Below are 23,742 nucleotides of genomic sequence, written 5' to 3'. Positions count from 1 at the left end.
CGCGGTGCGAGAGCGCCGCGCCTTACGCCTTCGCGGCGTTGCGCTTGCGGGTCTCGGCGGCCTTCTTCGCCGAGGCCGAACGCTGTTCCGGCGTGCGGGCGGCGGCGGCCTTGCCCCCGGCCGCGCCGCCTTTGTGGGCCGCCGGATGGCCGGTGGAGCGGCCGCGTCCCGAGCCGCCGGGCTTCTTACCGCCGCCGTCATCCTTGTTGACCGTGGCCCAGGCCCGCGCCTCGGCGTCCTTTTCGGGGACACCGCGCGCTTCGTAGGATTCAGCGATGTGCTCGGCCTTGCGCACCTGCTTGTCGGTGTAGCGCGACTTGTCACCCTGCGGCACGGTCGATCTCCCTGCTGACGGCCGCTTCGTCCAAGGCGACGCGGCCGGCGCGAGAGTCGAACGCGCTCCTCCGGCATCGGTTCGTTGCAGGCCCGTCGAAGCCGGGACGGCGCCCTTCGGCGCCGCCCCGTGTGCCTATTCCTTGCGCGTTCCGAAGCGGACGCTGTCGATGTTGGCGCGTTCGAACGCCTGCATCACGTGCTGGTAGGACCGTTCGACCTCGGTGATGGCACCGTTCTCGACCTCTTCGGGCTTCAGCACGAACATCAGCATCGAGCGGCCAGTGACGTCGTAGCGCTCGCCCACGGGCACGGTCACGACGTCCTGGCTATCGGGCAGGTTGGTGTCGAGGAGCCGGGTCCAGGCCGTGGCCCCGACCGTGGCCGGCAGGGTGAACGACACGAGGTCGTGATAGGCGTTGTAAAGGAGCAGCAAGGTGGCGTCGCCGCCGCGCTTCTGAATGCCGGAGACCTGCGCCCGGCCATCGAGAACCACGGCCAGCGACCGCGCATCGCCCTGGGCCCAGTTCTCCGGGGTCATCTCGGTGCCCAACGGCGTGAGCCAGGTCACGTCGCGGACGCCCAGTTCCTCGTCGAACTCGCCCGTGAGGAAGCGTCCGCGTGTGAGGATCGGCAGCGACTCGCGCAGAATGATCAGGCGCTGCGTGAACTCCGTGAGGTCCCGCTCCTCCGGTCCGATGGCGCCCCAGTCGAGCCAGGAAATCTCGTTGTCCTGGCAATAGGCGTTGTTGTTGCCGTTCTGGGTCCGGGCGAACTCGTCGCCCGCGAGCAGCATCGGCGTGCCGCGCGACAGGAACAGGGTCGCCAGCATGTTGCGCATCTGGCGCAGGCGCACGGCGCGGATCTCGGGATCGTCCGTCGGTCCCTCGACGCCGTAATTGTTCGACAGATTGTGTGAGTGGCCGTCCCGGTTGTTCTCGCCGTTGGCCATGTTGTGCTTGTCGTTGTACGACACGGTATCGTTCAGCGTGAAGCCGTCATGGGCGGTGAGGAAGTTTACGGACGCCCAGGGCTTGCGCCCGCGCTTGTTGAACTTGTCGGCCGAGCCCGTGAGGCGTGACGCAAGGGACGGGAGCAGCCCCTGGTCGCCGCGCCAGAAGCCGCGCACGTCGTCGCGGTAGCGATCGTTCCACTCCGCCCAGCCGGGTGGGAAGCCGCCGACCTGATAGCCGCCCGGGCCGCAATCCCACGGCTCGGCGATGAGCTTGACGGAATTGAGCACCGGGTCCTGCCGGCAGGTGTCTAGGAAGCCGCCGCCCTCGTCGAAGCCGTAGGGCTCGCGGCCGAGGATCGTCGCGAGGTCGAACCGGAAACCGTCGACCCGCATTTCCGTCGCCCAGTAGCGCAGCGAATCGGTCACGAGCTGGAGCACGCGCGGGTGCGACAGGTTGAAGGTGTTCCCGGTGCCGGTATCGTTGATGTAGTAGCGCGGCTCTTTGGGCATCAGGCGGTAATACGAGGCGTTGTCGACGCCCTTGAATGACAGGGTCGGCCCCTTCTCGTTGCCTTCGGCCGTGTGATTGTAGACCACGTCGAGGATCACCTCGAGACCGGCGCCGTGCATCCGCGCCACCATCTCCTTGAACTCGGAGAAGGCGAAATCCGGCACCGCCGCGTAGCGCCGGGCGGGGGTGAAGAAGGAAATCGTATTGTAGCCCCAGTAATTCACCAAGTCCTTTTCCTGCAGGTAATCGTCCTGCACGAAGGCGTGGACCGGCAGGAGTTCGACGGAGGTGACACCTAGACTCTTGATGTAGTCGAGGACCGCCGGAGTCCCGAGACCGGCATAGGTGCCGCGCAGCTTCTCCGGCACGGCCGGATGCAGCTTGGTGAAGCCCTTCACGTGGGTCTCGTAGAAGATGGTCTTCTCCCACGGCACATGGGGCTTGCGGTCCCGCCCCCAGGTGAAGGCCGGATCGATGACGCGGCTGCGGCGGGTGAACGGCGCGGAATCGCGCTCGTCGAAGGTGAGGTCGTCGCCCGTCTCCATCTGATAGCCGAACAGGGCCGGATTCCAGGTGATGGAGCCGACGAGTCCCTTGGCGTAGGGGTCGATGAGCAGCTTGTTCGGGTTGAAGCGGTGGCCGGCCTTCGGCTCGTAGGGGCCGTGCACGCGGTAGCCGTAGATGGTGCCCGGTCGCGCGTCCGGCAAGTAGCCATGCCAGATCTCGTCCGTGTATTCGGGAAGCTCGATGCGCTCGATCTCTTGCTCGCCCGCGTCGTCGAACAAGCAGAGTTCGACTTTTGTCGCGTGAGCGGAGAACAGGGCGAAATTCACCCCGAGCCCGTCCCAGGTCGCGCCCAAGGGATAGGGAGCGCCTTCCTTGATCCGCGATCGGGTCGCGGACGCCTTAACCGGGGACGCTTTGCCTGCTCGTGAAAAATCGTCGGCCATAACTGCTCCAGGGACGACGCCCGGTCCCGTGCGGCGCTCTCACGGGGCACTCGGGACGCCAAAACCGTAGCGGGAACGCTCACGCTTCCCCCGAAGGTCCGCCCGGCGGAAAACTTTTTGCGTTGCGAACCCCGTTAGCCCGGCACATGCTCGGGCGGCAAAGGTTCCTCCGCTGCGGCCACCTTCACCGCCTATGAGAGGTGTTCCCGATGACCGATCACCCGAACGGCCTTCAAACCATCGCCGACCGCCACAACGTCAGCCTCGACGCCGTGCGCCACCTCGTCCGCGCCCTGGAGGCCGGCCACGGCACCATGGCACAGTTCGATCACCCCGAACTCGGGGGCTTCGGCCAATGGTCGTCGGGGGGCATGACGATGATCGGCACCATGTTCGATACGGGCCTCAAGGCCCGCGTCGCCGCCCTGTGCTCCGATCTCGTCCACGCGCTGCCACCGGGTGGCTTCACGGAGGCCGGTACGACGCCCGGCGCCTGGTGGCCGGGGGACCTCGGACGGCCCGCGACCTCGGGCGCGCAGAACGGAGTCCGGTATGCCTACTTCCCGGAGACCGGGCGCCTCGCCGTGGAGACGGACGGGCGCGTCGCACTCTACGCAACCGAGGGGTACGCCATCACGGGCGTCTCGCAGCAGCAGGGCGGTTCGAGCAGCCTTCGCTTCTCAGGCCCGGGCGGCTACGTCGATCTTGCCGACCTGCGCCGCCTCGATGGGGACGCATCGGATCGGTCTGCGCAAACGCAGCAAGACATAGCCCCGCGAGTACCCGTCACCGATGAGGCCATCCCTCGTCCCGAGGCGAGCCCGCCCCGTGCGCCCTCCCCGGCCAACGACATCCTCGCGACCCTGGAGCGGCTCGCCGAACTCCAGCGGAAGGGCGTGCTGACAGACGCGGAATTCGCGGCGAAGAAGGCCGAGTTGCTGGCGCGCCTCTGACGCACCGGCGCCCTGCGCCGACCTGTCCACAGCGCGGAGGCTCGCCGCCGTCCGGAAAAGTCCCATGTCGCCGCCATGGGCCTCTCGCGCGACCTCATCGACATCCGGACGATCTACCACGAACCGGCAGTGACCGAGTTTCCGCGCGGTCGCGAGATCCTCGACCGGTTCCCCGACGCCCGGCGCATCGAAGTGCCGTCCCACTGGAACATCCCCGCGCTGCACGGCAATGCCGGCTCGGTGGAGGATTGGGTGCGGATCAAGCGCTCCACCCTGGTGCTGGGCGTGAAGAAGGGGCTGGCGATGCGGCCCAACGGGCGCAGTGCGCATTTCATCGCGCCCTCCACCTCCAACGGCTGCGCCATGGCCTGCGCCTATTGCTACGTGCCGCGCCGCAAGGGCTTCGCCAATCCGATTTCGCTGTTCGTCAATGTCGAGGCCGTCTGTGCCGCCATCCGCCGGCATGCCGAGCGCCAGGGGCCCCTGCCCGAGCCGGACAGCGTCGATCCAGCCCTGTGGGTCTACGATCTCGGCGAGAACGGCGACCTCTCCGTCGATGCGGCGATCTCCGACACCGTGCGGGACCTTGTCAGCCTGTTCCGCACCCTACCCAACGCCAAGGCGTCCTTCGCCACCAAGGCGGTGAACCGCGACCTGCTGGCCTACGATCCGCAGGGCAAGACCCGCATCCGCTTCTCGCTCATGCCCGAGCGCATCGCCCGCGTCGTCGACGTGCGAACGAGCCCGATGCAGGAGCGCATCGCCGCCATCGACGACTTCGTGGCCGCCGGCTACGAGGTGCACCTGAATTTCTCGCCCGTGATCCTCTACGAAGGCTGGGAGGCGGACTGGGCCGAGTTGTTCGCGGCCATCGACGATGGCCTCGGCGCGGCGGCCAAAGCGCAGGTCAAGGCCGAGATCATCATGCTGACCCACAATGCCGACCTGCACGCGGTCAACCTCGGCTGGCACCCCAAGGCGGAGGAGCTGCTGTGGCGGCCAGAGATCCAGGAAGCCAAGGTCTCGCAGGGTGGGGGTGCGAATCTTCGCTACCGCACCGGCTGGAAGGGCCGCTGGCTCGCCCGCTTCACCGCCCTGCTCGCCGAGCGCCTACCCTACTGCAGCGTCCGTTACGCCTTCTGACGAATTTGGGAGATCCGCCCGTGACCCACGAAACCCATCTGCGCGACGCCGTCGCCCTCGCGCACGACAACGTTCTCGCCGGAGGACGGCCCTACGGCGCCGTCATCGTCCGCGACGGCACGGTGCTGGTGCGGGCCGTCAACCGGACGGCGGACACCCACGACGCCACGGATCACGCCGAGATGGTGGCGATCCGCGAGGCGAGCCGCCTGCTCGGATCGGCCAAGCTCGACGGTTGCATCGTCTACGCGAGCGGGCGACCGTGCCCCATGTGCCACGCCGCCATGCGACTCTCCGGCATCCGCGAGGCCTACTTCGCCTACACCGCCGAGGAGGCCGAAGCCCACGGCCTTCTCAGCGCCGGGATCTATGCCGAGTTGTGCCGCCCCCTCGCGGAGCAGCCGATGCGCGTGGCGCATCTGCCCGTGTCGGCCGAGGCCCATCCCTACGAGGCGTGGCGCGACCGGGAGTCCCCAGCCGATTGAGCGATTGGCTCTCGCGCGATCCGGCGCTAGCCTCGGACCATGACTCAGAACGACCTTCGCGAATCCCGCGCCGCCCTGCTGCTCCTGGCCGTGGCCGTCGCCTCGGTCCTGATCTTCGGCGCGGTCACGATCCTGATCCAGCTGTGAGGGGATCGTTCCCGGCTGTCAGTGGGTCCAGGGCGCCGTGCGGTTGAACTTGAAATTGTCCGAGTAGGACAAGCCCTTGCGCGGAACGGGCTTTTGCGGCTCCTCGACCCGGTACGACAGGCCGGCGCGGGACGCATACGCGATGGCCTCGTCACGGGTCTCGAACTCGAGACGCACCTGCTGCAGCATGTCCGAAGAGCCGGTCCAGCCCATGAGCGGATCGATCTCGCGCGGGCTGCTCTGGTCGAATTCCAGAACCCAGCCCTTGTTGCGGGCGGGACCCGACTGCGACGCGTCCTTGGCGGGCTGATAGATTCGAGCGCTCGACATCGGACGATTCCCAGGGGCACGGAGTCTGCGGGCGAGAGATGGTCGGGGCGATAGGATTCGAACCTACGACCCTCTGGTCCCAAACCAGATGCGCTACCAGACTGCGCTACACCCCGACGCCTCTCAGGCCCTTGGCCATCTAGCTTTTTCCCCCCCTGCGCGCAAGCCGATGCAAGGTCCGATCCCGCTCCCGGACGCTCAAATCGGCGACGGTCAGACCACACTGTTCGGGGGGCGGAACCGGGCGAAACGGCGGGCCAGCATGGGCAGGACGGCGAGGTTCAGTACCGTCGAAGTGACGAGCCCGCCGAGGATCACTTGCGCCATGGGACCTTCGATCTCGCGACCCGGTTCGCCCGCGCCGAGGGCCAGGGGCAGGAGCCCGAGTCCCGTCACGAGGGACGTCATCAGAATCGGCACGAGGCGGTCGGCCGCGCCCTCGGCGACCACGGCGGCATCCCAGGTGCGACCCTCCACGAGCACGAGGTGCTCGTAATGGGCGATCATCATGATGGTGTTGCGCAACGAGATGCCGAACAGGGTCACGAAGCCCACGATGGAGCCGAGGGAGACCAACGCCCCGGTGGCCGCCACCGCGATGACTCCGCCGATGAAGGCGAACGGCACGTTGACGAGGATGAGGGCGAGGTTGGTGAGCGAGCCCGTCACCACGAGGAGCAGCAGGACGATCCCGAGCCCGGCGAGCCCGGCATAGAGCAGCAGGGTGCGGCGCGCGCCCGCCTGGGCCTCCGCCGCCCCGGCGACGCCGATGTCGATCCCGGAGGGCGGCGTCACCTCCCGCTCGATCTTGCGCTTCACGGCTTCGGTGAACGACGCGACGTCGCGGTCCCGCACGTTCGCGGTCACCACCCGCACCCGCCGGGCACCGGCATGCGCCACGGCGTAGCGCCCGGAGGTCTCATAGACGTCGGCCACGTGGGCGAGGCGGATATAGGTGCCGCCAGGCGTGCGGAGCGGCAGGTTGCCGAGGGTGGCGAGCCGCGTGCGCGTCGCGGGATCGAGCACGACCACGACGTTGAAGACGGCGTTGCCCTCATAGGCCTGACCGACGACGTCGCCCTGGTAAGCCGTCCGGACGCTGTCGAGGACCTCGATGGCGTCGAGGCCCCAATGGCGCAGGTCGTTCGGGCGCAGGCTGACATTGACCTGCGGCAGACCGGGCGGGGATTTCAGCTGCACGTCGACGGCGCCGCGCACCTCGGCGAGTTCGCGCGCCACCGCCCGGGCCGTCGCCTCGATGGCGTCGAGGTCCGTGCCGGACACGCTCACCACCACCGGGGCGGTGAACCCTGAGACTACCTCCTCGATGCGCTCGGCGAGGAAGGTCTTCAGGGAGAAACCCGCACCGGGGGTCTCGCGCATCAGGGCCCGGATGCCGGCCTCGGCCCGCGCCTGGGCGGCCCCGTCGAGGCCCGGATCGAGGTCGATGTGGATCTCGCTGTCGTGGGTCCCGCCCAGATCGTAGCCGGCCTCGGCGCGGCCGACCTGCTGAGCGACGGCCCGCACGCCCGGCACGGCCTTCAGGCCCGCAGTCACGCGCGCGCCGAGGCGCAGCGTCTCGTGGAGCGAGGTCCCCGGCGCCGTCGTCATGTGCAGGATGAGGTGGCCTTCCTTCAGGTCCGGCAGGAAGGTGCCGCCGAGGAACGGCAGCAGGGCGGCGCTCATCAGGGTCAGGCCGAGGCAGGCGGCGAGTACACCGTAGGGATGCCGATCGGTCCGCCGGAGCAGGCGGAGATAGGCCCCCCGCACGAGGCGTGTCACCGGCGGCTCGGCGGCCGGCAGGGTCTTGCGTCCGGCAAGCAGCAGGCAGGCCAGGGCCGGGGTGACCGTCAGGGCAACGGCGAGCGACGCCAGCACGGCGAGGATGTAGGCGATCGCCAGGGGGCCGAACAGGCGGCCGGGCACGCCGGTCAGCGCCAGCACCGGCAGGAAGACCAGAAGGACCGCGAAGGTCGCGTAGGCGACGGAGACGCGCACCTCTAGGATCGCGTCGCGCACCACGCGGGCCGCCGCCACGGGCGAGCCGGCGCGGCGGTTCTCCGCCAGGCGGCGCACGGCGTTCTCGACGCCGATCACAGCGTCATCCACCACCTCGCCGATGGCGATGGCGAGGCCCCCCAGCGTCATGATGTTGAGGCTCAGGCCGAACGCCCCGAGCACCAGCACGGCGCCGATGAGGGAGAGCGGGATCGCCGTGACGCTGATGAGGGCCGTGCGCCAGTCGAACAGGAAGACGAACAACACGAGCGACACGAGGATGCCGCCCAGAGCCAGGGCCCTGACCACGTGCCCGGTCGCCTGGGTGACGAAATTCGCCGGCCGGAACAGATCGGTGCGGAGCCCGATGCCGTCGCGTTCGAGGCCGGGGCGCAGCTCCGCCAGGGCGGCGTCCACCCGGGCGGTGACGTCGAGGGTGTTGGCGCCGACCTGCGCGCCGACCATGAGCAGCACCCCCGGGGTGCCGTCGACGAGGGCGGCGCTGATCGCCGGCTCCGGCGCGCTCGCCACGTCGGCGACGTCGCCCAGCACGACGCTGGCCCCGCCCTCATTCACGAGGACGGTGCGGGCGATGGCCTCCGGGGTCAGGGACTGCCCCTCGGTCTGCAGGGTGATGCGCTGGTTGAGCGTGTCGACGAAGCCCGCCCCGCGCACGCCCGTCGCCTTGCGCCCGGCGGCCAGCACGTCGTTGAGGCCGACGCGGAAGCGGACGAGGTCGTGCGGTCGGACCTGGATGCGGATGGAGCGGACGTCGCCGCCGTAGATCAGGACTTCCCCGACCCCGGGGGCGGCGAGGAGGCGGAGGCGCAGGCGCCAATCGGCGGCATTGCGCAGGTCCATGAGCGTGCGGGTCGGCGAGGTGAGCCCGATGAGCATCACCGAACTCGTGGAGGAGGTCAGCGCCGTCATGGCGGGCGAGAGCACCCCCTGCGGCAGCCGCCCATTGAGGGAGGCCAAGCGCTCGTTCACGAGCTGGCGCACCCGGTAGATGTCGCTGCCCGACCCGAAGGTGGCGGTGACCACCGACAGGCCCTGGATCGAGTTGGAGCGCACGGTGGCGAGCCCCGGCAGCCCCGCGATGGCGACCTCCACGGCCTGGGTCACCAGCACCTCGACCTGCTCCGGGTTGAGGCCGGGCGCCTCGGTCTGCACCGTCACCGCCGGGGGCGCGAATTCCGGAAAGACGTCGTATTTGGCCTCGCGGATGGCGAAGAACCCGTACAGCGCCAACGCGAAGGCGATGGTGAGGACGAGGCCGGGGCGCCGCACCGCGAAGGTGACGAGGCGGCCCTGCAGGCCGGCGGACGCGCGGACCGGCGACGGGCCGGGCGCGGGGCGATCATCGGACATGCTCAATCGTCGTCCGTGTCGCCGCCGGCCTGGATCTGACCGCGCAGCTCCTCCGAGAGGATCGCCTGCGGTCCGGTGACCACGATCTCGGCCTCGGGGCCGAGATCGTCGACGATGTAGGTGTCGGACGAGATCGGGGCGTCGGCCCCGAGGGGATGGCGTACGAAGGCGTCGTCGCCAGCCACCCGGTAGAACCACGCCCCGCCCTGCCAGTGCACCACGGCACTCTCCGGGATGCTCAGGCCCGTGGTCTCGCGGTCGGAGGCCAGGAAGGCGAGCGTACTCATACCCGGCAGGAGGCCGCTGTCGCCCGCCACCGTGTAGAAGAAGCTGACGCCCTGGATGCGCTGGTCGGTCCGCGTCGCCGGCGAGACGTAGCGCAGGGGAACGCGGGCGCTCTGCGGCGGCACTTCGGCGAAGGCGGTGGCTGGCGGGCCCTTCATCGTCTCTCCGGGCGGCAGGGTCACCTGCACCAGGAAGTCGATCCGCTCGATGAGACGCGTCACCACGGGAGAACGCTCGACGATGGCCTTGCCGATCACCGGTCCCCATTCCTGCTGGGCCGTCGCCGCGAGGGTGCGCACCTGGGATTCGGCCACCGCCACGGCCGACCGGTCGGTGATGGCGGTGCCCTCGGTGAGTTCGATCTGGGCCGCCGTCACCACCCCGGCGCTGAGGCTCTTCGCCCGGCGCGCGGCGCTGCCGGACACTTCGGCCCGGGCTTTGGCGGCCTGGAGCGCCGCCACGGCGCCCGCGTAGCTGTTCGTGAGATCCGTGACGCGGGCGAGATCGATGACCGTGCCGTAGGCCTGGATCTCGACAGCATGGGGCTGGCGCGTGCGCCGCGCCGTCTCGATTCCGATGCGCGCCCGGGCCGCGTCGCTCAAGCGAACCACGGACCGACCGCCCTCGCCATCCGGAGGCATCGCCGCGCGGCCCTGAACGGGTCCGGGACCGCGCTCGGCCGCCATGGGGGACGCGAAGAAGCGATGCCTTAATTCGGTCATGGCGGGTCCGACGCCGCCCGACAAGGCCGTGCCGGCCTGCGTCAAAATCAACGCGCAGAGCAGGCCCATGCCGAGCACCGCGCCCACGGCAAGTGCCAGACCGATGGACAGGATCGCCCGCCCCCGCATGGAAAGCCCCTTTCTTTGCGCACAACTCCCGTACCAATTGCCACATTTGCCCGGCCGTTGTGGCGTAGTCCACCCGATCTCGCTAGAATCGCCGTGTCTGTGACGGTTGAAGCACGGGCTTATCGCACTGCCCTGGACCGCGCCCAGAAGGGTCGCCCGGAGCGAGCGCGTAAGGGGCCGCCCCAGAGCCGGCGTGTCAGAGGTGCAGGTGTGGACCGAGAGAAGGGATTGATGACGGATTGGGAGCCGGTCCGCACGGCGCCCAAGGATCGTAAGTTCCTCGGATTCCTCCAGGACCGTACGGGCGCCCGAATCGAAATCTGTGCCTGGAGCGCGAGCGATAAGCTCTTCGTCCCGGCTTCCTACTCATCGAGGGCGCATCTGTGGCGTGCCGAGACGAAGGCATCGGGCGTGAAGATCACGCATTGGATGCCGCTCCCGGCCTGGCACGAGTCCGTCTAGAATCCCGTACCTCGACGGTTTGGAGATCGTGCGTCAGTCCGATGTCCCGGAAGACGGAACTCTGCGGCCCTCCGACCGTCGACGGCGCGCGGTGCCATACAAGCTCCGTTCGATACGCTAGGAATGAGGGAGTTCGGTCCCGTTCACGCGCCGCGCGGTCTCGGTGATACGGTTTTCGGTTTCATCGGGCGGATAGCCAATCAGATCTCAAGTTTTGTGATCTGCTCGACCTTCAGGCCGGAAGATTTTCCTTTGCGCCACGCCAGCCTAACGCGGCAGACAAAGTTCTTTCCGAATTTAAGCAGGAAAGTGTCGGGAAGAAAGTGAACTTCCGAAACCTCGATCCTCGCTCCAGTCTTCGAGACGTTCTTGATCCGACATTCGATCTCTGAGCCATCCGCTGTGCGAATGAAACCAGGCCAATCCGCATCCTTACGCGGGGATCGCTCGATGAATGGATCGATCATCTCTGAGGCGATGGATTCAGCGAAATTGGACATTCTGAGATGCCGAGGCTCGAATATACTCCGAGCGATAAAGCCTGGACGTTAACAAAAGCCGGCATTCCCCCTTGCTTCTCAGTCTCGGCCGGAGCTGAAAAGGAAAAAGGCGGTGGAGCCTTCGCTCCACCGCCTCCTGCCCGAAACGGACGTCAGGGACTGATCATCGCCTGCGACGTCTCGATGAGCGTTACGACGAGGCCGACAAGAAAAGCCCCGGCCATGAGGTAGGACAGCCCCGTCACCGCCAGGGAGACGCCTTGCCTCAGGCCGCTCAGCATCGGTTGCCGCCCGAAGTCTGACCGTACTGCTGCACGGGGAAGTTCTGCTGGTTGGCGTTGCCCTCGGCGGCAGAACTCATCGGACAGCCGAAGGGCGCGGGCGCCTGCGGATCGGTATTGATCGAACCGGTCGCCTCGATTTGCGAACCGAACGAAACGTAGCGGGACGGAGGCTCAGCGGCCATTGCGGACGAGATCGAAGCAACGCCAAGCACGACGGCAGCAGCGGTAGCGGCGATACGGGTCATCATCGTGGTCTCTGAGCTCCTATGCGGCGCCAGAACTGGGATCAGTTCTGTTCTTTTCCGCTTGAACTCAATGTAGGCATGCGGATCCGATTTGGACGTGTCGATCCGCACGCGATGGCCTCTGCCAGATCCTCTGGACATCGGAGAGGGATCAAAAGCGCCTCTCGAAACTCCCGCCCCTGAACGGTTCTCGTCCTGAGCCCGATGGTGCAGCGGGAGTTTTGTGAGAGGCACCAAGGCCGGATCGAGCCCCTACGCGGCTCCGTGATCCGGCCCGAGGCGTCGGCGGCTCCTCAGACGGATGCGCCTCGGGGCTTCGCCATGTCGGAAGCGAGGCCGGCATAGAGGTCCTTCAGAACCTGGGCCTGGGCCATCAGGCGTTCGGTGGCCCTCTTCAGGTAGGCGGTCTGAATCTCGAAGGCGGCCTGGGGCGTGCGGGCGGCCGCAAGCTGCTTCAGCGCCGCCTGTCCTTCGGTAAAGGATTGCCGCGCAAAATCCGCCCATTCGATTCCGGCGGTCTGGTTCGTCTTCGCGACGGCCGAGAAGCCCTTCATCACCGAATCGAAGCCGGTCTTGCCTGTGGGCGCGAACGGAACGACGTTCTTGAAGGCTTGGGTCATGCTGATCATGGTCTGGCCTTGCCCCGGCGGGCACTCCCTCTTGCGATCGGATCGGCACGCGCGACCGACGCGATATCGGACCCGATTGTGCGACGCAATATTCTTAGCGTCCGTGTCGCTGCGCTGCAATATATGCCTTCGAATCCCGCGATTCCCATTAACCCGGCTGTAACTGCATCCGCCTAGCCTGATTGACAGATGTCGCGGGGTTACGGCGAGACCGCCGCCCCCCTTTCCCATGTTGCGGTGCAAGACGGCCTGACCGTCCTTGCCGAATCGGTGAGCGTGATGCGTAGCGTATCCAACCACGTGGTGGCCGACCCCGTGCGCGCGGCGCGCACGGGAACGATGCGTTCCCTGCCCGCCCTGATCGTTTCGGCGGCGGTTCTGACCGCCCTCGCTTCGCCGGCCGAGGCCAAACGCCGGGTCCACCATCGCGGCGGCGGCGGCTACAACCCGCCCTACGCGGCCATGGTCGTGGACGTGAAGACCGGCAAGACCCTGCACGCGGTGAACGAAGATTCCCTGCGGCACCCGGCCTCCATCACCAAGGTGATGACCCTCTACATGCTGTTCGAGCAACTCGAGCGCGGCCGCTACACCCTCGAATCGCCCCTCACCATCTCGGCCTACGCCGCCGCGCAGGCGCCCTCGAAGCTCGGACTGCGTCCGGGCTCGACCATTTCCGTCGAGGACGCCATCAAGGCCATCGTGACGAAGTCGGCCAACGACGTCGCCTGCGCCATCGGCGAGAACATCGCCGGGGGCTCCGAGGCGCGCTTCGCCGAGATGATGACGGCGAAGGCCAAGGCCCTGGGCATGAGCCGCACGAATTACGCCAACGCGTCGGGCCTGCCCGATGCCGACCAGATCACCACGGCGCGCGACCTCACCGTGCTGGCCCGGGCCATCCAGGACCGCTTCCCGCGCTATTATCGCTACTTCCAGACCCGCTCCTTCGCCTTCCGGGGCCGGGTCATCGGCAACCACAACCGGCTGCTGGGCAACGTCCAGGGCGTCGACGGGATCAAGACGGGCTACACCCGCGATTCCGGCTTCAACCTCATGACGGCGGCCCGCCTCGACGACCGCCAGATCGTCGCCATCGTGCTGGGCGGCAAGTCGGGCGCCAGCCGCGACAAGATCATGGCCGACCTCGTGCGGTCGAATCTGCCGCGCGCTTATGCGGGCAATCGCCAGACGCCTCCCACCGTCGAGGTCGCCGAGCGGGCCCGGCCGGCCGTGGTGGCGGACGGCGCCTCGCGCACGCGGACCCAGCTGGCCTCGGCCGACGACGAGGACATCGAGACCACGGCGTCCACGGCGCAGCCCCTCGACATCTCGCCGAACCGGGCCACCACGACGCCGGGCAGCGCCGGCGCCAAGGGCCGCTTGCCGACCAATGCCCACGCCTACGCTCCGGCCGCCGCCGTCGCTCCGTTCCCGATGGCTGGAAAAAGCCCGGCGCGTCTCGCTTCCGTCGACGGTCCCCGCACGGAATCGGCGCCCAAGACCGTGTCGGGCGCGAAGGTGACGCCCACCGCCTGGGTGATCCAGCTCGGCGCCATGGACGACGAGGACAAGGCGAAATCCATGCTGGCCGAGGCCCGCAACCGGGCCGGCGGCTCCCTGTCGAAGGCTGCCCCCTACACGGTGAAGGTCGAGCACGGCGGGGCCACCCTGTACCGCGCCCGTTTCTCGGGCTTCTCGGAGCAGGACACCGCGCAGGATGCCTGCAACGCTCTGAAGCGCAGCGGCTTCTCCTGCTTCGCGACGCGGAGCTGAGCGGCTGGCCGATCTCGTACGGGTCGGCCCGCACGGTCCCTGCCCGTCCGGCGGGGCGCCCCCACCATCCGTAAGAATTTCCCCTGGCACGCGCGTGGAGTATCAGCGATGTCGGTTCGTCAGCCTGTCCCGGGCCGCGTTGACGCGCGCCGCCTGCTCGGCAGTTCCCCCCTGGTCGGGGTGGAACCGCTTCATCAACCCTCGGTGCGCCGCGCGGATACTCTCCAGGGACGCCCCGCGCTCAAGCCCCAGGATCTCATAAGCCTGCTCCTGCGTCATCGCCCCTGGGTCCGCCGGGCGGCGCGGCCGCGGGTCGGCATCCGCATCAGCGTCTACACGCCCGCCGGGCGCCCGGCGGTGGAAATTCGTCTGTAGCCGCGCCCTCACCCGAACCCGGTCGACGAGGGCACGCCAGCGACGGCGTAGCCCCGTCTCGCCTTCGAGGCACCACAATCCGGCGGCCGCCAGGATCACCCCGAGTTCGGGGCGGCCCCGGATGAGGACGAGGCCGGCGACCGCCAGGGTCGCGTAACCGCCGATCCGCAGAATCAGGCGGCCCTGCGCGGCCGGCGCGCGTCGCAGGGCATTGCGCCAGAGCCACCAGAGCAACAGAAGGCCGAAGCCCGCGAGAAGCAGGGTCATCGGCCGAAGCCGTAATCGGCGCTCACCCGGCCACCGACCCTAAGGCGGACGCCGCCGACATCCCGGAACCCATTCGTCTCACGCGCCTCTGGTCGCGGACGCGCCGCGCAATCCGGCCGGTCGGGAAAGCGCACGCCCTCGGGCGCATCCTGCGGACAGGGATAGGCCCGGCGCGAGGCCGTCCCCTCGCCCGCCTGGGCGGCCGTGACCAGAAGACCGGCCAAACTCATCAAGATTCGCAGGTCCGGGTGCATCGGTCGCTCTTGCGTGCGCGTGGGGCTTTCGGCCCGCAGACCCGATCGCCGACTGGTTTCGCGAGATGTTACGCGATCCCGCTGGTGTGGAAAACATCCAGCGCCTCTTGGCTGGATCGGCGCCCGACGTGGCCGCAGGTCTTCCCGATCGATCACGGTCCTGCCACCGACGTGAAACGCCTCGATGCCGCTGAGCACGATTTCGTCGATCGCCCCCGCGTACCCGGCCTGACGAGACGTAGCGTCTCGCTCCTACCGTCCCCCCTGATGCATGGGACCCCTGATCCGTGGGCGGCGATCCCGATGAACGATGCGGCTCAGCGCCGGGCTTCGGCGACATCCGTGGTGGTCACGCGCACCCGCCGGGTATGTCCGTCACGCTCCACGGTGAGATCCAGGGTCGCGTCGACGCCGGCCGTCGCCAGGGCGGCGGTGAGATCGGCGAGGCGGTGAACAGGCCGGTCGCCCGCGGCCACGATGATGTCGCCGAGGGTCCCGGTCTGGAGATCGACGCCGCGCAGGCCCGCTTGCGCGGCCGGCGAGCCCCGCAGCACCCGCATCACCACGACGCCGTCGATGCCCAGGCGCGCGGCGATGGCTTCCTGCCCGGCGATGATGCCGATGCCCGGATTGCGGGTGCGTCCGTTGCGGATGAGTTCTGGCACGACGCGGTTGACCACGTCGACGGGGATCGCGAAGCCGATGCCGGCGCTCGCGCCGGAGGGCGAGAAGATCGCCGTGTTGACGCCGATGAGGCGTCCGGCCGAATCGAGGAGGGGGCCGCCGGAATTGCCCGGATTGATCGCCGCATCGGTCTGGATGACGCCCGAGAGCTCGCGGCCCTCGGCGGTGGGCAGGCGGCGCTGGAGGGCGCTGACCACGCCGGTGGTGAGGGTGTGGTCGAGGCCGAACGGATTGCCGATGGCGTAGACGGCCTGCCCGACCTTCAGATCGGCGGACGTCCCGATGGCGAGGGGCGGCGGCGGCGTGGTGCGGCCGAGTTGCAGCACGGCGAGATCGTAGCTCGGGGCCGTGCCGACGATGCGGGCCGGGACCACGGCCCCGGTGGCGAGGCGCACGGAGACGGTGGCACCGCCCTGAGCGGCGGAAGCCACGACGTGATTGTTGGTGACGATGTGACCCGCCGCGTCCCAGACGAAGCCCGTACCCGTCTGGGATCCGCCGCCCTCCTGCTCGGCCCCCTCCTCCGCCTCCGCTCCGAACGGGGAGCGTCCTTCCGTGGCGGCCTGCACGAAAACGTGAACGACGGACGGGCTCGCCCGGGCGAACAGCGCGACGGTGGCGGCCTCCGCCGGCGCCAGCTCGCCCCGCGCGGTGATCGCCCTCGGGGCCCGCGCGGAGAACAGAAATGCCGTCACGTAGGGCTGAGCCACGAACAGCGCGAGCAGGAGCAGCGCCGCCCCCAAGGCGATCCGCGTAAAACGGTCCCGCATCCCCATCCTCTTCCACACATTGGGATAAATCTTATGTTGCACCGCGGCATTAACCGCGCGGTGACTCTTATCCCCTCAACTGAAGCCAAGGGCGGAGCCGAAGCGGGTGCGACAGCACACCGTTCAATCCCGAAGCCGAGGCTAAAACCCGCCTCCAGGACGAGCCACGAAAAGACCCGTTACACGACAAGTCAGAAGCGCTGAAGCAGATCATGGCAATTCGATGAAATTTCCATCGTCTTTGCTCGCACCACGACGGACGCAAGCTTCTCGATTGCGTCCGAAATAAGCACCGATCCGCCTCAGTGATGCTGGCATTCCCGACCATCGTCCCGCTGCGGCCGTTCAGGTTCACCTGTCTATCACAGGCCGACCGGACAGCCGGTATCGCGGGGAACCTCCCCTCTCGATCAAGGACAAGGACCCATGGAAACCGAAGCCCTCGAACGCCCGGCCGACCTCACCATCTGGCGGACCACCCCGGTCTCGTCGCCGGTGGCCCAACCGTTGCGTTACGACACCCTGCGCGAGGCCATCAAGGCCGCCGCCGGCGCCCTCACGGACCCCGCCAAGCAGCCGTGGATCATCACCGAGGAAGGCGAGATCCTCTCCCCGAACTGGATCCGCACTTATCTGAACTGAGCCCGTTCGATGCGGTCCCGGCCGACATCGACCGGCTGGCCCTCCCCGCGAGCCGACCACCGGATATCCCGTGGCCGGCTCACGAGGGTGACGAGGACGTACGAGACGATCATCAAGAGATACCACGAGCCGAACTTGCCCCATGCGACCATTGCCCAGGCGGCGTGCTGGTTGGGGTAGAGCCAGATGCGGCTCGCGGTACCGATATTCTCAGCGATCCAGATGAAGAGGGTCACGAGCAGGAAGCCGATGACGAGCGGCATCCGGCGATGAACGTGCCAGATCTTGAAGTACACGGTCGTTCGCCCGAACAGCAGGCCGGACAGGGCCATGAGCGGCAGGCGCATGTCCCACATCACGTGATGCGTGAAGAAGTTGAGGTAGATCGCCCCGGCCAACGGTAGGGTCAGGCGAAGGGGCGGATGCCGGGTGAAGCGGAAATCGAACAGCCGCCAGACTCGCGCGATGTAGGAGCCGATGCTTGCGTACAGGAAGCCGGTGAAGAGCGGGACCCCGGCCAGGCGCAGGACGCTCGCCTCGGGATAGACCCAGGATCCGACGGCGGTCTTGAACACCTCCATGATCGTGCCGACCCCGTGATAGAGGGCGATGACCTTCGCTTCCTCCCAGGTTTCCATCCTGAGCCACAGCAGGGCAATCTGAATCCCCACCACCGCGAGGGTGAGGGCGTCGTAGCGGCTGACCCCAGCGTCTTCGGTATAGAACAGATAACTCGTGATGAGGAGGGCGCAGATCAGGCCGCCGAACAGGCAGGCCCAGGCCTGTTTCACGCCGAACCGCAGGAATTCGTAGAGCCCGGCGACATACGGACCACGGGTGAGAGCCCAGGCGCCGAGCCGTTCCTCCGCCGCGACGAAGTGAGCGAGCGGCGGCCAAGTCCGTGCGGCGCTGCCCTCCATGACCGGCCCCTCGCGTCTTGGTGTCTCCCACAAAACTCCCGCCGGACCGTCGTCTTCGGGGCGAGAACCGTCCCTGGGCGGGAGTTTTGTGAGGCACTCTTATTCGGGCGCCGTCCCTACAGATGGAAATCGAAGGGTCGAGCCCCATCCCTATCCTGCCTGACGGACACCGCGCAGAAAAAAGGCCGCTCCTGAGAGCGGCCCGAAGTCTAGGGAGGAAACGCCCAAGAAGGGCAACGGGAGCGCGACGCCATCGCGTCCCCGCAATGCACAATCTAGTGTGCATCGCACAAAGCGCAAGCGCTAAAATGGCCGAGCTTCGCTTTTCGGTCCATGGAAGCGCAGCGCCGATCCGTTTCACGCCTGCGCGAGCAGCCGGGCGATCTCGGCCCGCAGGGGGGCGCCGAGGTCCTCGCGCTCAAGGGCATAAGCGATATTCGCGGTGAGGAAGCCGAGCTTCGAACCGGTGTCGTAGGTGCGCCCCTCGTAGCGCATCCCGAAGAAATCTTGCGTCTTGGCGAGTTCGATCATCGCGTCGGTCAGCTGGATCTCGCCGCCGGCGCCCTTGCGGCCGTGGGACAGCACCTCGAAAATTTCCGGCTGGAGGATGTAGCGGCCCGAAATGATGAAGTTCGACGGCGCCGTGCCCTGCTTGGGCTTCTCGACCATCCCGTTGATCTCGAAGGTCTGGCCAAAGGTCTGGCCGACACTGACGATGCCGTACTGGTGAGTCTCCTCGGGCTTCACCTCTTCGACGGCGATGACGTTGCCGCCGTGACGCCCGTAGGCGCCGAGCATCTGCTCCATGCAGCCGCGGCTGAGCATGTCCGGCAGGAGCACGGCGAAGGGCTCGTCACCGACGATCTCGCGGGCGCACCATACGGCGTGACCGAGGCCGAGGGGTTCCTGCTGGCGGGTGAAGCTCGTCTGCCCGGCGGCCGGCAGGTCGCGTTTCAGATCCTCGTAGGCCGCCTGTTTTCCACGCTCCTGCAGCATCCGATCGAGTTCGAACGAAATGTCGAAATGGTCCTCGATGACCGCCTTGCCGCGCCCGGTCACGAAAATGAAATGCTCGATGCCGGCCGCGCGGGCCTCGTCGACCACGTGCTGCACCACGGGGCGGTCGACGACGGTGAGCATCTCCTTCGGCATCGCCTTCGTTGCCGGAAGGAAACGGGTCCCGAGGCCCGCGACGGGAAGGACGGCCTTGCGAATCGGTTTCATCGAACGGGATCCGGAATTGAGGAGTGTGGAGCGAGCCTGGAAGGCGACACACGATCGCATTCCGGGACGGATGACACAGCGTGACAGTAAGACGGCATAACTGATGCAAAGAATTTTCGATATATCGTCCTCGGGCGGCGCAAGGGATAACGATCATGGCGGTTCTGGTGACGGGTGGGGCCGGTTACATCGGCAGCCATATGGTCCTCGCGCTCCTCGACGCCGGCCATGATCGGGTCGTCGTCCTCGACGACCTCTCGACGGGGTTCGATTGGGCCCTGCCGCCGGAGGTGGAGCTCGTTGTCGGCGATGTCGCCGACCAGGCCCTGGTGGCCGAGACCATCCGCCGCCATGGCATCGATGCCCTGGCGCATTTCGCCGCCCGTATCGTCGTACCGGATTCGGTGGCGGACCCCCTCGGCTACTATTTCGCCAATACGGTGAAGACTCGTGCCCTCATCGAGACGGCGGTTCGCGAGGGCGTGCGCCACGTGATCTTCTCGTCGACGGCCGCCGTCTACGGCGAACCCGATGTCGTGCCGGTGCCGGAGGATCTCGTCGCCGCCCCGATCAATCCGTATGGCCGCTCGAAGCTCATGAGCGAGTGGATGATTGCCGACGCCGCGAAGGCTCACGGCTTCACCTACGTCATCCTGCGCTACTTCAACGTGGCGGGCGCCGATCCACGCGGGCGCACGGGGCAATCGACGCCCAACGCCACCCATCTCATCAAGGTCGCCACCCAGGCGGCGCTCGGGCAGCGCAGCCATCTCGACGTCTACGGCACGGATTACCCGACGCCCGACGGTTCGTGCCTGCGCGACTACATCCAGGTCTCGGACCTCGCCGACGCACACCGTGTCGCCCTCGACCATTTGCGCAACGGCGGCGAGAGCCTGACGATGAATTGCGGCTACGGCCAGGGCTACTCCGTCCTGGAGGTGATCGACGTGGTCAAGCGCGTCTCGGGGCGGGATTTCGAGGTGCGGCTGTGTCCCCGCCGGCCCGGCGACCCGGCGCGGATCGTCGCCCAGGCGGACCGGATCCGAAACCTCGGGTGGACACCGCGCCATGCCGATCTCGACGGCATCGTCGCTCAGGCGCTGGCCTGGGAGGATGCCCTGACGAAGCGCAACCGCCTGTGAAGGTCTCTTTCCTCGGTTTCGCCCTCCTCTTGGCCACGGCGGGCGCCGCCACGGCCGAGACGGCCCGGCCCGCCCCGGCGGCGCGGTCCGCGCAGGATCTACGCGCGTTCATCGCGGCCCTGCGCCCCGATGCCCTCGCGCGCGGCGTTTCACCCGCGACCTTCGCGGCGGCCTTCGCCGGGATCACCACCGCCGATCCCACCATTCTGGCCCGGACCCGGGGCCAGGGTGAGTTCGCCCGGCCGGTCTGGGATTATCTGGTCGGGGCCGTCTCGACTGGCCGGATCGCCCGCGGGCAGGCCCAGGCAGCGCGGCTCTCCCCGACCCTCGCTGCCATCGAGGCGCGTTTCGGCGTGCCACGCTGGGTCGTTCTGGCCTTCTGGGGCGTGGAATCCGATTTCGGCGCCAGCGCCGGCACGGTGCCGACGGTCCGGGCGCTCGCGACCCTCGCGCAGGCCGGTTTTCGCGGCACCCTGTTCCGCGAGGAGTTGCTCGCCGCCCTGACGATCCTCGAACGCGGTGATATTACGCCGGGCGCCATGAAGGGGTCCTGGGCCGGGGCCATGGGACAGGTCCAGTTCCTGCCGTCGAGCTTCCTCGCCCATGCCGTCGATTTCGACGGCGACGGGCATCGCGACATCTGGAACTCTCAGGCCGACGCCCTCGCGTCCATCGCCAACTATCTGAAGTCCCTCGGCTGGAATCCAGCGGTCTCCTGGGGCTACGCCGTCACGCTGCCCCCGACCTTCGACCTTACCGCCTACCGCGCCGACCTGTCGGACTTCGCGGGCCGGGGCGTGCGGCGGACGGATGGAAAACCCCTTCCAGCCTCGGGCAATGCCAATCTGTTCCTGCCGGGCGGCCTCGGCGGCCCGGCCTTCCTCATCACCGACAATTTCGAGGTGATGCGGGCCTACAACACATCCGATTCATACGCCCTCGCGGTCGGCCATCTCGCCGATCGCCTCGCAGGTGGCCCGCCTCTCGCCGCGCCCTGGCCGGCTGGAGCCCGCCTCGACAAGGCCGGGCTCCAGGCTCTGCAGACGGGTCTGTCGGCCCGCAACCTCTATACCGGCGACGCCGATGGCCGGGCCGGGCCGAAGCTGCGCGAGGCCGTGCGCCGCTATCAGATCGAACAGGGTTTACCGGCGGACGGCTACGCGACACCCACCCTCCTCGATCACCTCCGGGGACGTCCCTGACGTCCCCGGCGCGTCCTCGCCCCGTCCGAACTGCGTTTGCTTCCCTTTGGACGGACGCAGTTCGGTTGTCCTCAAGCGCCGCGCAGCCTTCGTAGTGCGGTTTTCGCTCCGATCGTGGGGAGGCCGTATCAGGCCGCGCGAACGGAAGCGAGGAAGCGGCGCACCTCGGCGGAGAGGTGTTCCGACTGCCGCGACAGGCCCGAAGCCGAGGTGAGGACGTGAGCGGCGGCGGCCCCGGTGGCTTCGGAAGCCCGCGCCACGTTCGTGATGTTGCCGGTGACTTCAGACGTGCCGTGGGAAGCCTGGGCGACGTTGCGCACGATCTCCTGGGTCGCGGCACTCTGTTCCTCCACGGCCGCCGCGATGCTCGCCGCCACCGCGTTGATCTCACGGATTCGTCCCGTGATGCTGCCGATGGCCGAGACCGCCTGATGGGTCACGCCCTGGACCTGCCCGATGCGCTGGCCGATCTCCTCCGTGGCCCGCGCCGTCTGGTTGGCGAGTTCCTTCACCTCGGACGCCACCACGGCGAAGCCGCGCCCGGCCTCCCCGGCCCGCGCCGCCTCGATGGTGGCGTTGAGCGCCAGGAGGTTCGTCTGGCCCGCGATGTTCGAAATCATCCCCACCATGGCACCGATCTGCTCGGCGGCGTGGCTGAGTTCCTGCACGAGGCGCGTAGTCTGGTCCGCTTCCGCCACGGCCGCCTGGGCCAGCCCCGCCGAGCCGGTCACCTGCCGCCCGATCTCCTGCACGGAGGTTCCGAGTTCTTCCGCCGCCGCCGCCACGGTGCCGACATTGGCGGCGGCCTGCTCCGCCGCCGCCACGACCGTCGTCGAGGTCTCTGCCGTCTGGCTAGCATTGGCGGTCATCTGCTGCGCCGTGCTCTGGAGTTCCGCCGACGAAGCCGACACCGTTCCGACGATCCCGCCCACGGCCCGCTCGAAGCCATCGGCGAGTTCGACCATCGTGCGGCGACGCTCCGCCGCCGCCGCAGCTTCGGCGATGTGATGGCGCTCCGCCTCCTCGGCGGCCTTCTGGGAGACCATCGTCTTGATCTTGTCCACGGCGCGACCGAGGGCGCCGATCTCGTCGCCGCGCCGTGCCTCGGGAATCGCGGCATCGATGTCGCCACCGGCCATGCGCTCGAGCACCGCCACGAGGCGGCCGAGGGGCCGTTGGATGTTCAGCATGAGCAGGACCGCCGCTGCGAGCAGGCTCAGCAGCATGGCGACACCCGCGGCGAGGCCGAAGCGCGTCGCAGCGTCGACCTGATCGGAGGTCGTCTGCATGGCTTTGCTGGTGAAACCATGCGCGTTGGCCACGGCTTCGTCGATCATCGTTTCGGTCTGACCGATCCGATCGACGATGGATTTCCGCAAGGTTCCGGCGGCAGCCGCATCGACATCCCGCCCCCGCAAGTCGGCTCGGCCGAGCTCGGCATAGTTTCCGACGGCCGTGGCGAGGTCCTGAAGGGCTCTGGCGCTATCGCGCAGAACCTCGGGCTTCAACGCCAGGGCGATGGGCCGATCGAGGCCACGAACCGCCGCTGCGGCGACCTTACCGGCATCCGATACGGCCCTGTCGGCTTCGGCGCTCGTCCGGGCCAGATCGATACCGCGCAGGTCGATCTGGAGACGGCTCAGGGCGACCTGCGCCTGCGAGATCCCCGAGAGGATCGTCTGTTCGCGCGCCACGGCCTCCGTCGCCTCGGCAATCCGGTGATTGCTGCTCCATTGATTATAGACGACGCCGACCGCGAAGACGGCGGTGATGGCCGACGAGAGGATGAGCTTGCGGCCAATGGTCAGACTGTTGGGCATGGCGATCAGAAACCCATGGGGCAGAAATTACGCCCAAATATCTATGGATCACCTCAGAACAAATCGTTAATATCTTAAACGCTTCCCTATTTATAAGTCTAAATCTATTTTCGATTTGGTCAGGCAATGAGAAATTTTCCGATCTGAGCAGATTTTCTCAGATCGAATCGGTTGAAGGAATGACGAAGTCTCACGCGTTTGATTCGAATTGCGATGGCGAGCGATCCGTCG

General features: G+C 67.8%; 23 protein-coding genes and 1 tRNA gene. 8 read left to right on the top strand and 16 right to left on the bottom strand.

All coding sequences use genetic code 11. The annotated features are described in order from the left end of the window. Positions 1-22: 22 nt before the first annotated feature. Complete coding sequence (locus tag BM249_RS01275) at positions 23-334, bottom strand: plasmid stabilization protein (RefSeq protein WP_091968131.1); 312 nt, start codon at positions 332-334, stop codon at positions 23-25. A gap of 135 nt (positions 335-469) precedes the next feature. Continuing rightward, a complete protein-coding gene (gene glgX / locus BM249_RS01270; protein ID WP_091968127.1) occupies positions 470-2,749 on the bottom strand; it encodes a glycogen debranching protein GlgX in 2,280 nt (759 codons plus the stop codon). A gap of 209 nt (positions 2,750-2,958) precedes the next feature. On the opposite strand from glgX, the gene BM249_RS01265 reads away from it, so the two are divergent. The 3 genes from BM249_RS01265 to BM249_RS01255 all read left to right on the top strand — a co-directional run bounded on the left by BM249_RS01265 (position 2,959) and on the right by BM249_RS01255 (position 5,330). Beyond that, the gene (locus BM249_RS01265) at positions 2,959-3,702 is read left to right on the top strand and encodes an SHOCT domain-containing protein (protein ID WP_091968124.1); all 744 of its coding nucleotides are present in this window, start codon (positions 2,959-2,961) and stop codon (positions 3,700-3,702) included. A 75-nt stretch (positions 3,703-3,777) separates the two neighbouring features. After that, on the top strand, positions 3,778-4,845 hold the full coding sequence (locus tag BM249_RS01260; protein WP_091968121.1) for a spore photoproduct lyase family protein: 1,068 nt from the start codon (positions 3,778-3,780) through the stop codon (positions 4,843-4,845). A gap of 20 nt (positions 4,846-4,865) precedes the next feature. Continuing rightward, positions 4,866-5,330: a nucleoside deaminase gene (locus BM249_RS01255; protein WP_244528518.1), complete on the top strand. Its 465-nt coding sequence runs from the start codon at positions 4,866-4,868 to the stop codon at positions 5,328-5,330. A 165-nt stretch (positions 5,331-5,495) separates the two neighbouring features. On the opposite strand, the gene BM249_RS01250 is transcribed toward BM249_RS01255, so the two are convergent. From BM249_RS01250 to BM249_RS01235, 4 genes are all read right to left on the bottom strand, one after another. Beyond that, on the bottom strand, positions 5,496-5,807 hold the full coding sequence (locus BM249_RS01250) for an ETC complex I subunit (protein ID WP_091968116.1): 312 nt from the start codon (positions 5,805-5,807) through the stop codon (positions 5,496-5,498). 39 nt (positions 5,808-5,846) lie between these two features. Then, positions 5,847-5,923 (bottom strand) — tRNA-Pro (locus tag BM249_RS01245). A 97-nt stretch (positions 5,924-6,020) separates the two neighbouring features. Then, positions 6,021-9,176 (bottom strand): efflux RND transporter permease subunit, encoded by a 3,156-nt coding sequence (locus tag BM249_RS01240; protein ID WP_091968113.1) that lies wholly within the window; start codon positions 9,174-9,176, stop codon positions 6,021-6,023. 2 nt (positions 9,177-9,178) lie between these two features. Continuing rightward, entirely contained in the window at positions 9,179-10,312 is a 1,134-nt protein-coding gene (locus tag BM249_RS01235; protein WP_091968109.1) for an efflux RND transporter periplasmic adaptor subunit, read from the bottom strand. A gap of 231 nt (positions 10,313-10,543) precedes the next feature. On the opposite strand from BM249_RS01235, the gene BM249_RS01230 reads away from it, so the two are divergent. Then, entirely contained in the window at positions 10,544-10,774 is a 231-nt protein-coding gene (locus BM249_RS01230; RefSeq protein WP_091968106.1) for a hypothetical protein, read from the top strand. 200 nt (positions 10,775-10,974) lie between these two features. On the opposite strand, the gene BM249_RS21095 is transcribed toward BM249_RS01230, so the two are convergent. The 4 genes from BM249_RS21095 to BM249_RS01220 all read right to left on the bottom strand — a co-directional run bounded on the left by BM249_RS21095 (position 10,975) and on the right by BM249_RS01220 (position 12,432). Next, positions 10,975-11,274, bottom strand: coding sequence for a PilZ domain-containing protein (locus tag BM249_RS21095; protein WP_143103661.1), 300 nt, complete (start codon positions 11,272-11,274; stop codon positions 10,975-10,977). Positions 11,275-11,426: 152 nt separating this feature from the next. Continuing rightward, the gene (locus BM249_RS22080) at positions 11,427-11,555 is read right to left on the bottom strand and encodes a hypothetical protein (protein ID WP_280142634.1); all 129 of its coding nucleotides are present in this window, start codon (positions 11,553-11,555) and stop codon (positions 11,427-11,429) included. Beyond that, positions 11,549-11,806: a hypothetical protein gene (locus BM249_RS01225; protein ID WP_091968103.1), complete on the bottom strand. Its 258-nt coding sequence runs from the start codon at positions 11,804-11,806 to the stop codon at positions 11,549-11,551. The genes BM249_RS22080 and BM249_RS01225 overlap by 7 nt, the downstream gene beginning before the upstream one ends. Before the next feature lie 290 nt (positions 11,807-12,096). Then, on the bottom strand, positions 12,097-12,432 hold the full coding sequence (locus tag BM249_RS01220; RefSeq protein ID WP_244528517.1) for a phasin family protein: 336 nt from the start codon (positions 12,430-12,432) through the stop codon (positions 12,097-12,099). Positions 12,433-12,771: 339 nt separating this feature from the next. Between BM249_RS01220 and BM249_RS01215 the strand changes: the two genes are divergently transcribed. Continuing rightward, complete coding sequence (locus tag BM249_RS01215) at positions 12,772-14,208, top strand: D-alanyl-D-alanine carboxypeptidase (protein WP_091968294.1); 1,437 nt, start codon at positions 12,772-12,774, stop codon at positions 14,206-14,208. A gap of 102 nt (positions 14,209-14,310) precedes the next feature. Here BM249_RS01215 and BM249_RS01210 read toward each other — a convergent pair whose 3' ends face one another. From BM249_RS01210 to BM249_RS01200, 3 genes are all read right to left on the bottom strand, one after another. Beyond that, positions 14,311-14,850: a J domain-containing protein gene (locus tag BM249_RS01210; RefSeq protein ID WP_091968100.1), complete on the bottom strand. Its 540-nt coding sequence runs from the start codon at positions 14,848-14,850 to the stop codon at positions 14,311-14,313. Next, positions 14,847-15,083, bottom strand: coding sequence for a hypothetical protein (locus BM249_RS01205; RefSeq protein WP_143103660.1), 237 nt, complete (start codon positions 15,081-15,083; stop codon positions 14,847-14,849). The genes BM249_RS01210 and BM249_RS01205 overlap by 4 nt, the downstream gene beginning before the upstream one ends. Before the next feature lie 338 nt (positions 15,084-15,421). Then, entirely contained in the window at positions 15,422-16,558 is a 1,137-nt protein-coding gene (locus BM249_RS01200) for a S1C family serine protease (RefSeq protein WP_091968094.1), read from the bottom strand. Between the two features lie 426 nt (positions 16,559-16,984). Between BM249_RS01200 and BM249_RS01195 the strand changes: the two genes are divergently transcribed. Then, positions 16,985-17,200: a hypothetical protein gene (locus BM249_RS01195; RefSeq protein WP_091968091.1), complete on the top strand. Its 216-nt coding sequence runs from the start codon at positions 16,985-16,987 to the stop codon at positions 17,198-17,200. On the opposite strand, the gene BM249_RS01190 is transcribed toward BM249_RS01195, so the two are convergent. Further along, positions 17,188-18,120 (bottom strand): DUF817 domain-containing protein, encoded by a 933-nt coding sequence (locus BM249_RS01190; protein WP_091968088.1) that lies wholly within the window; start codon positions 18,118-18,120, stop codon positions 17,188-17,190. The two genes, BM249_RS01195 and BM249_RS01190, sit on opposite strands and share 13 nt — an antisense overlap. A gap of 357 nt (positions 18,121-18,477) precedes the next feature. After that, positions 18,478-19,344: a UTP--glucose-1-phosphate uridylyltransferase GalU gene (gene galU, locus BM249_RS01185; RefSeq protein ID WP_091968086.1), complete on the bottom strand. Its 867-nt coding sequence runs from the start codon at positions 19,342-19,344 to the stop codon at positions 18,478-18,480. Positions 19,345-19,499: 155 nt separating this feature from the next. Between galU and galE the strand changes: the two genes are divergently transcribed. Then, the gene (gene galE, locus BM249_RS01180) at positions 19,500-20,489 is read left to right on the top strand and encodes a UDP-glucose 4-epimerase GalE (protein ID WP_091968082.1); all 990 of its coding nucleotides are present in this window, start codon (positions 19,500-19,502) and stop codon (positions 20,487-20,489) included. Beyond that, positions 20,486-21,691 (top strand): lytic murein transglycosylase, encoded by a 1,206-nt coding sequence (locus BM249_RS01175; RefSeq protein ID WP_091968079.1) that lies wholly within the window; start codon positions 20,486-20,488, stop codon positions 21,689-21,691. Before galE ends, BM249_RS01175 begins: the two co-directional genes overlap by 4 nt. Positions 21,692-21,819: 128 nt before the next feature. On the opposite strand, the gene BM249_RS01170 is transcribed toward BM249_RS01175, so the two are convergent. Next, entirely contained in the window at positions 21,820-23,511 is a 1,692-nt protein-coding gene (locus BM249_RS01170; protein WP_091968075.1) for a methyl-accepting chemotaxis protein, read from the bottom strand. Positions 23,512-23,742 lie beyond the last annotated feature (231 nt).

This window comes from Methylobacterium gossipiicola (genome assembly GCF_900113485.1).
Taxonomy (GTDB): domain Bacteria; phylum Pseudomonadota; class Alphaproteobacteria; order Rhizobiales; family Beijerinckiaceae; genus Methylobacterium; species Methylobacterium gossipiicola.
This window is presented reverse-complemented; position numbering and strand designations above follow the sequence as displayed.

What these genes read in the sequence shown, in the direction of transcription:
- BM249_RS01250 (WP_091968116.1), bottom strand. Translation starts at nt 5,807, where the DNA reads ATGTCGAGCGCTCGAATCTATCAGCCCGCCAAGGACGCGTCGCAGTCG.
- BM249_RS21095 (WP_143103661.1), bottom strand. Translation starts at nt 11,274, where the DNA reads ATGTCCAATTTCGCTGAATCCATCGCCTCAGAGATGATCGATCCATTC.
- BM249_RS01195 (WP_091968091.1), top strand. Translation starts at nt 16,985, where the DNA reads ATGGAAACCGAAGCCCTCGAACGCCCGGCCGACCTCACCATCTGGCGG.
- BM249_RS01210 (WP_091968100.1), bottom strand. Translation starts at nt 14,850, where the DNA reads ATGACCCTGCTTCTCGCGGGCTTCGGCCTTCTGTTGCTCTGGTGGCTC.
- BM249_RS01235 (WP_091968109.1), bottom strand. Translation starts at nt 10,312, where the DNA reads ATGCGGGGGCGGGCGATCCTGTCCATCGGTCTGGCACTTGCCGTGGGC.
- glgX (WP_091968127.1), bottom strand. Translation starts at nt 2,749, where the DNA reads ATGGCCGACGATTTTTCACGAGCAGGCAAAGCGTCCCCGGTTAAGGCG.
- galU (WP_091968086.1), bottom strand. Translation starts at nt 19,344, where the DNA reads ATGAAACCGATTCGCAAGGCCGTCCTTCCCGTCGCGGGCCTCGGGACC.
- galE (WP_091968082.1), top strand. Translation starts at nt 19,500, where the DNA reads ATGGCGGTTCTGGTGACGGGTGGGGCCGGTTACATCGGCAGCCATATG.
- BM249_RS01215 (WP_091968294.1), top strand. Translation starts at nt 12,772, where the DNA reads ATGCGTTCCCTGCCCGCCCTGATCGTTTCGGCGGCGGTTCTGACCGCC.
- BM249_RS01260 (WP_091968121.1), top strand. Translation starts at nt 3,778, where the DNA reads ATGGGCCTCTCGCGCGACCTCATCGACATCCGGACGATCTACCACGAA.
- BM249_RS01225 (WP_091968103.1), bottom strand. Translation starts at nt 11,806, where the DNA reads ATGATGACCCGTATCGCCGCTACCGCTGCTGCCGTCGTGCTTGGCGTT.
- BM249_RS01170 (WP_091968075.1), bottom strand. Translation starts at nt 23,511, where the DNA reads ATGCCCAACAGTCTGACCATTGGCCGCAAGCTCATCCTCTCGTCGGCC.
- BM249_RS22080 (WP_280142634.1), bottom strand. Translation starts at nt 11,555, where the DNA reads ATGCTGAGCGGCCTGAGGCAAGGCGTCTCCCTGGCGGTGACGGGGCTG.
- BM249_RS01220 (WP_244528517.1), bottom strand. Translation starts at nt 12,432, where the DNA reads ATGATCAGCATGACCCAAGCCTTCAAGAACGTCGTTCCGTTCGCGCCC.
- BM249_RS01265 (WP_091968124.1), top strand. Translation starts at nt 2,959, where the DNA reads ATGACCGATCACCCGAACGGCCTTCAAACCATCGCCGACCGCCACAAC.
- BM249_RS01230 (WP_091968106.1), top strand. Translation starts at nt 10,544, where the DNA reads ATGACGGATTGGGAGCCGGTCCGCACGGCGCCCAAGGATCGTAAGTTC.
- BM249_RS01240 (WP_091968113.1), bottom strand. Translation starts at nt 9,176, where the DNA reads ATGTCCGATGATCGCCCCGCGCCCGGCCCGTCGCCGGTCCGCGCGTCC.
- BM249_RS01200 (WP_091968094.1), bottom strand. Translation starts at nt 16,558, where the DNA reads ATGCGGGACCGTTTTACGCGGATCGCCTTGGGGGCGGCGCTGCTCCTG.
- BM249_RS01190 (WP_091968088.1), bottom strand. Translation starts at nt 18,120, where the DNA reads ATGGAGGGCAGCGCCGCACGGACTTGGCCGCCGCTCGCTCACTTCGTC.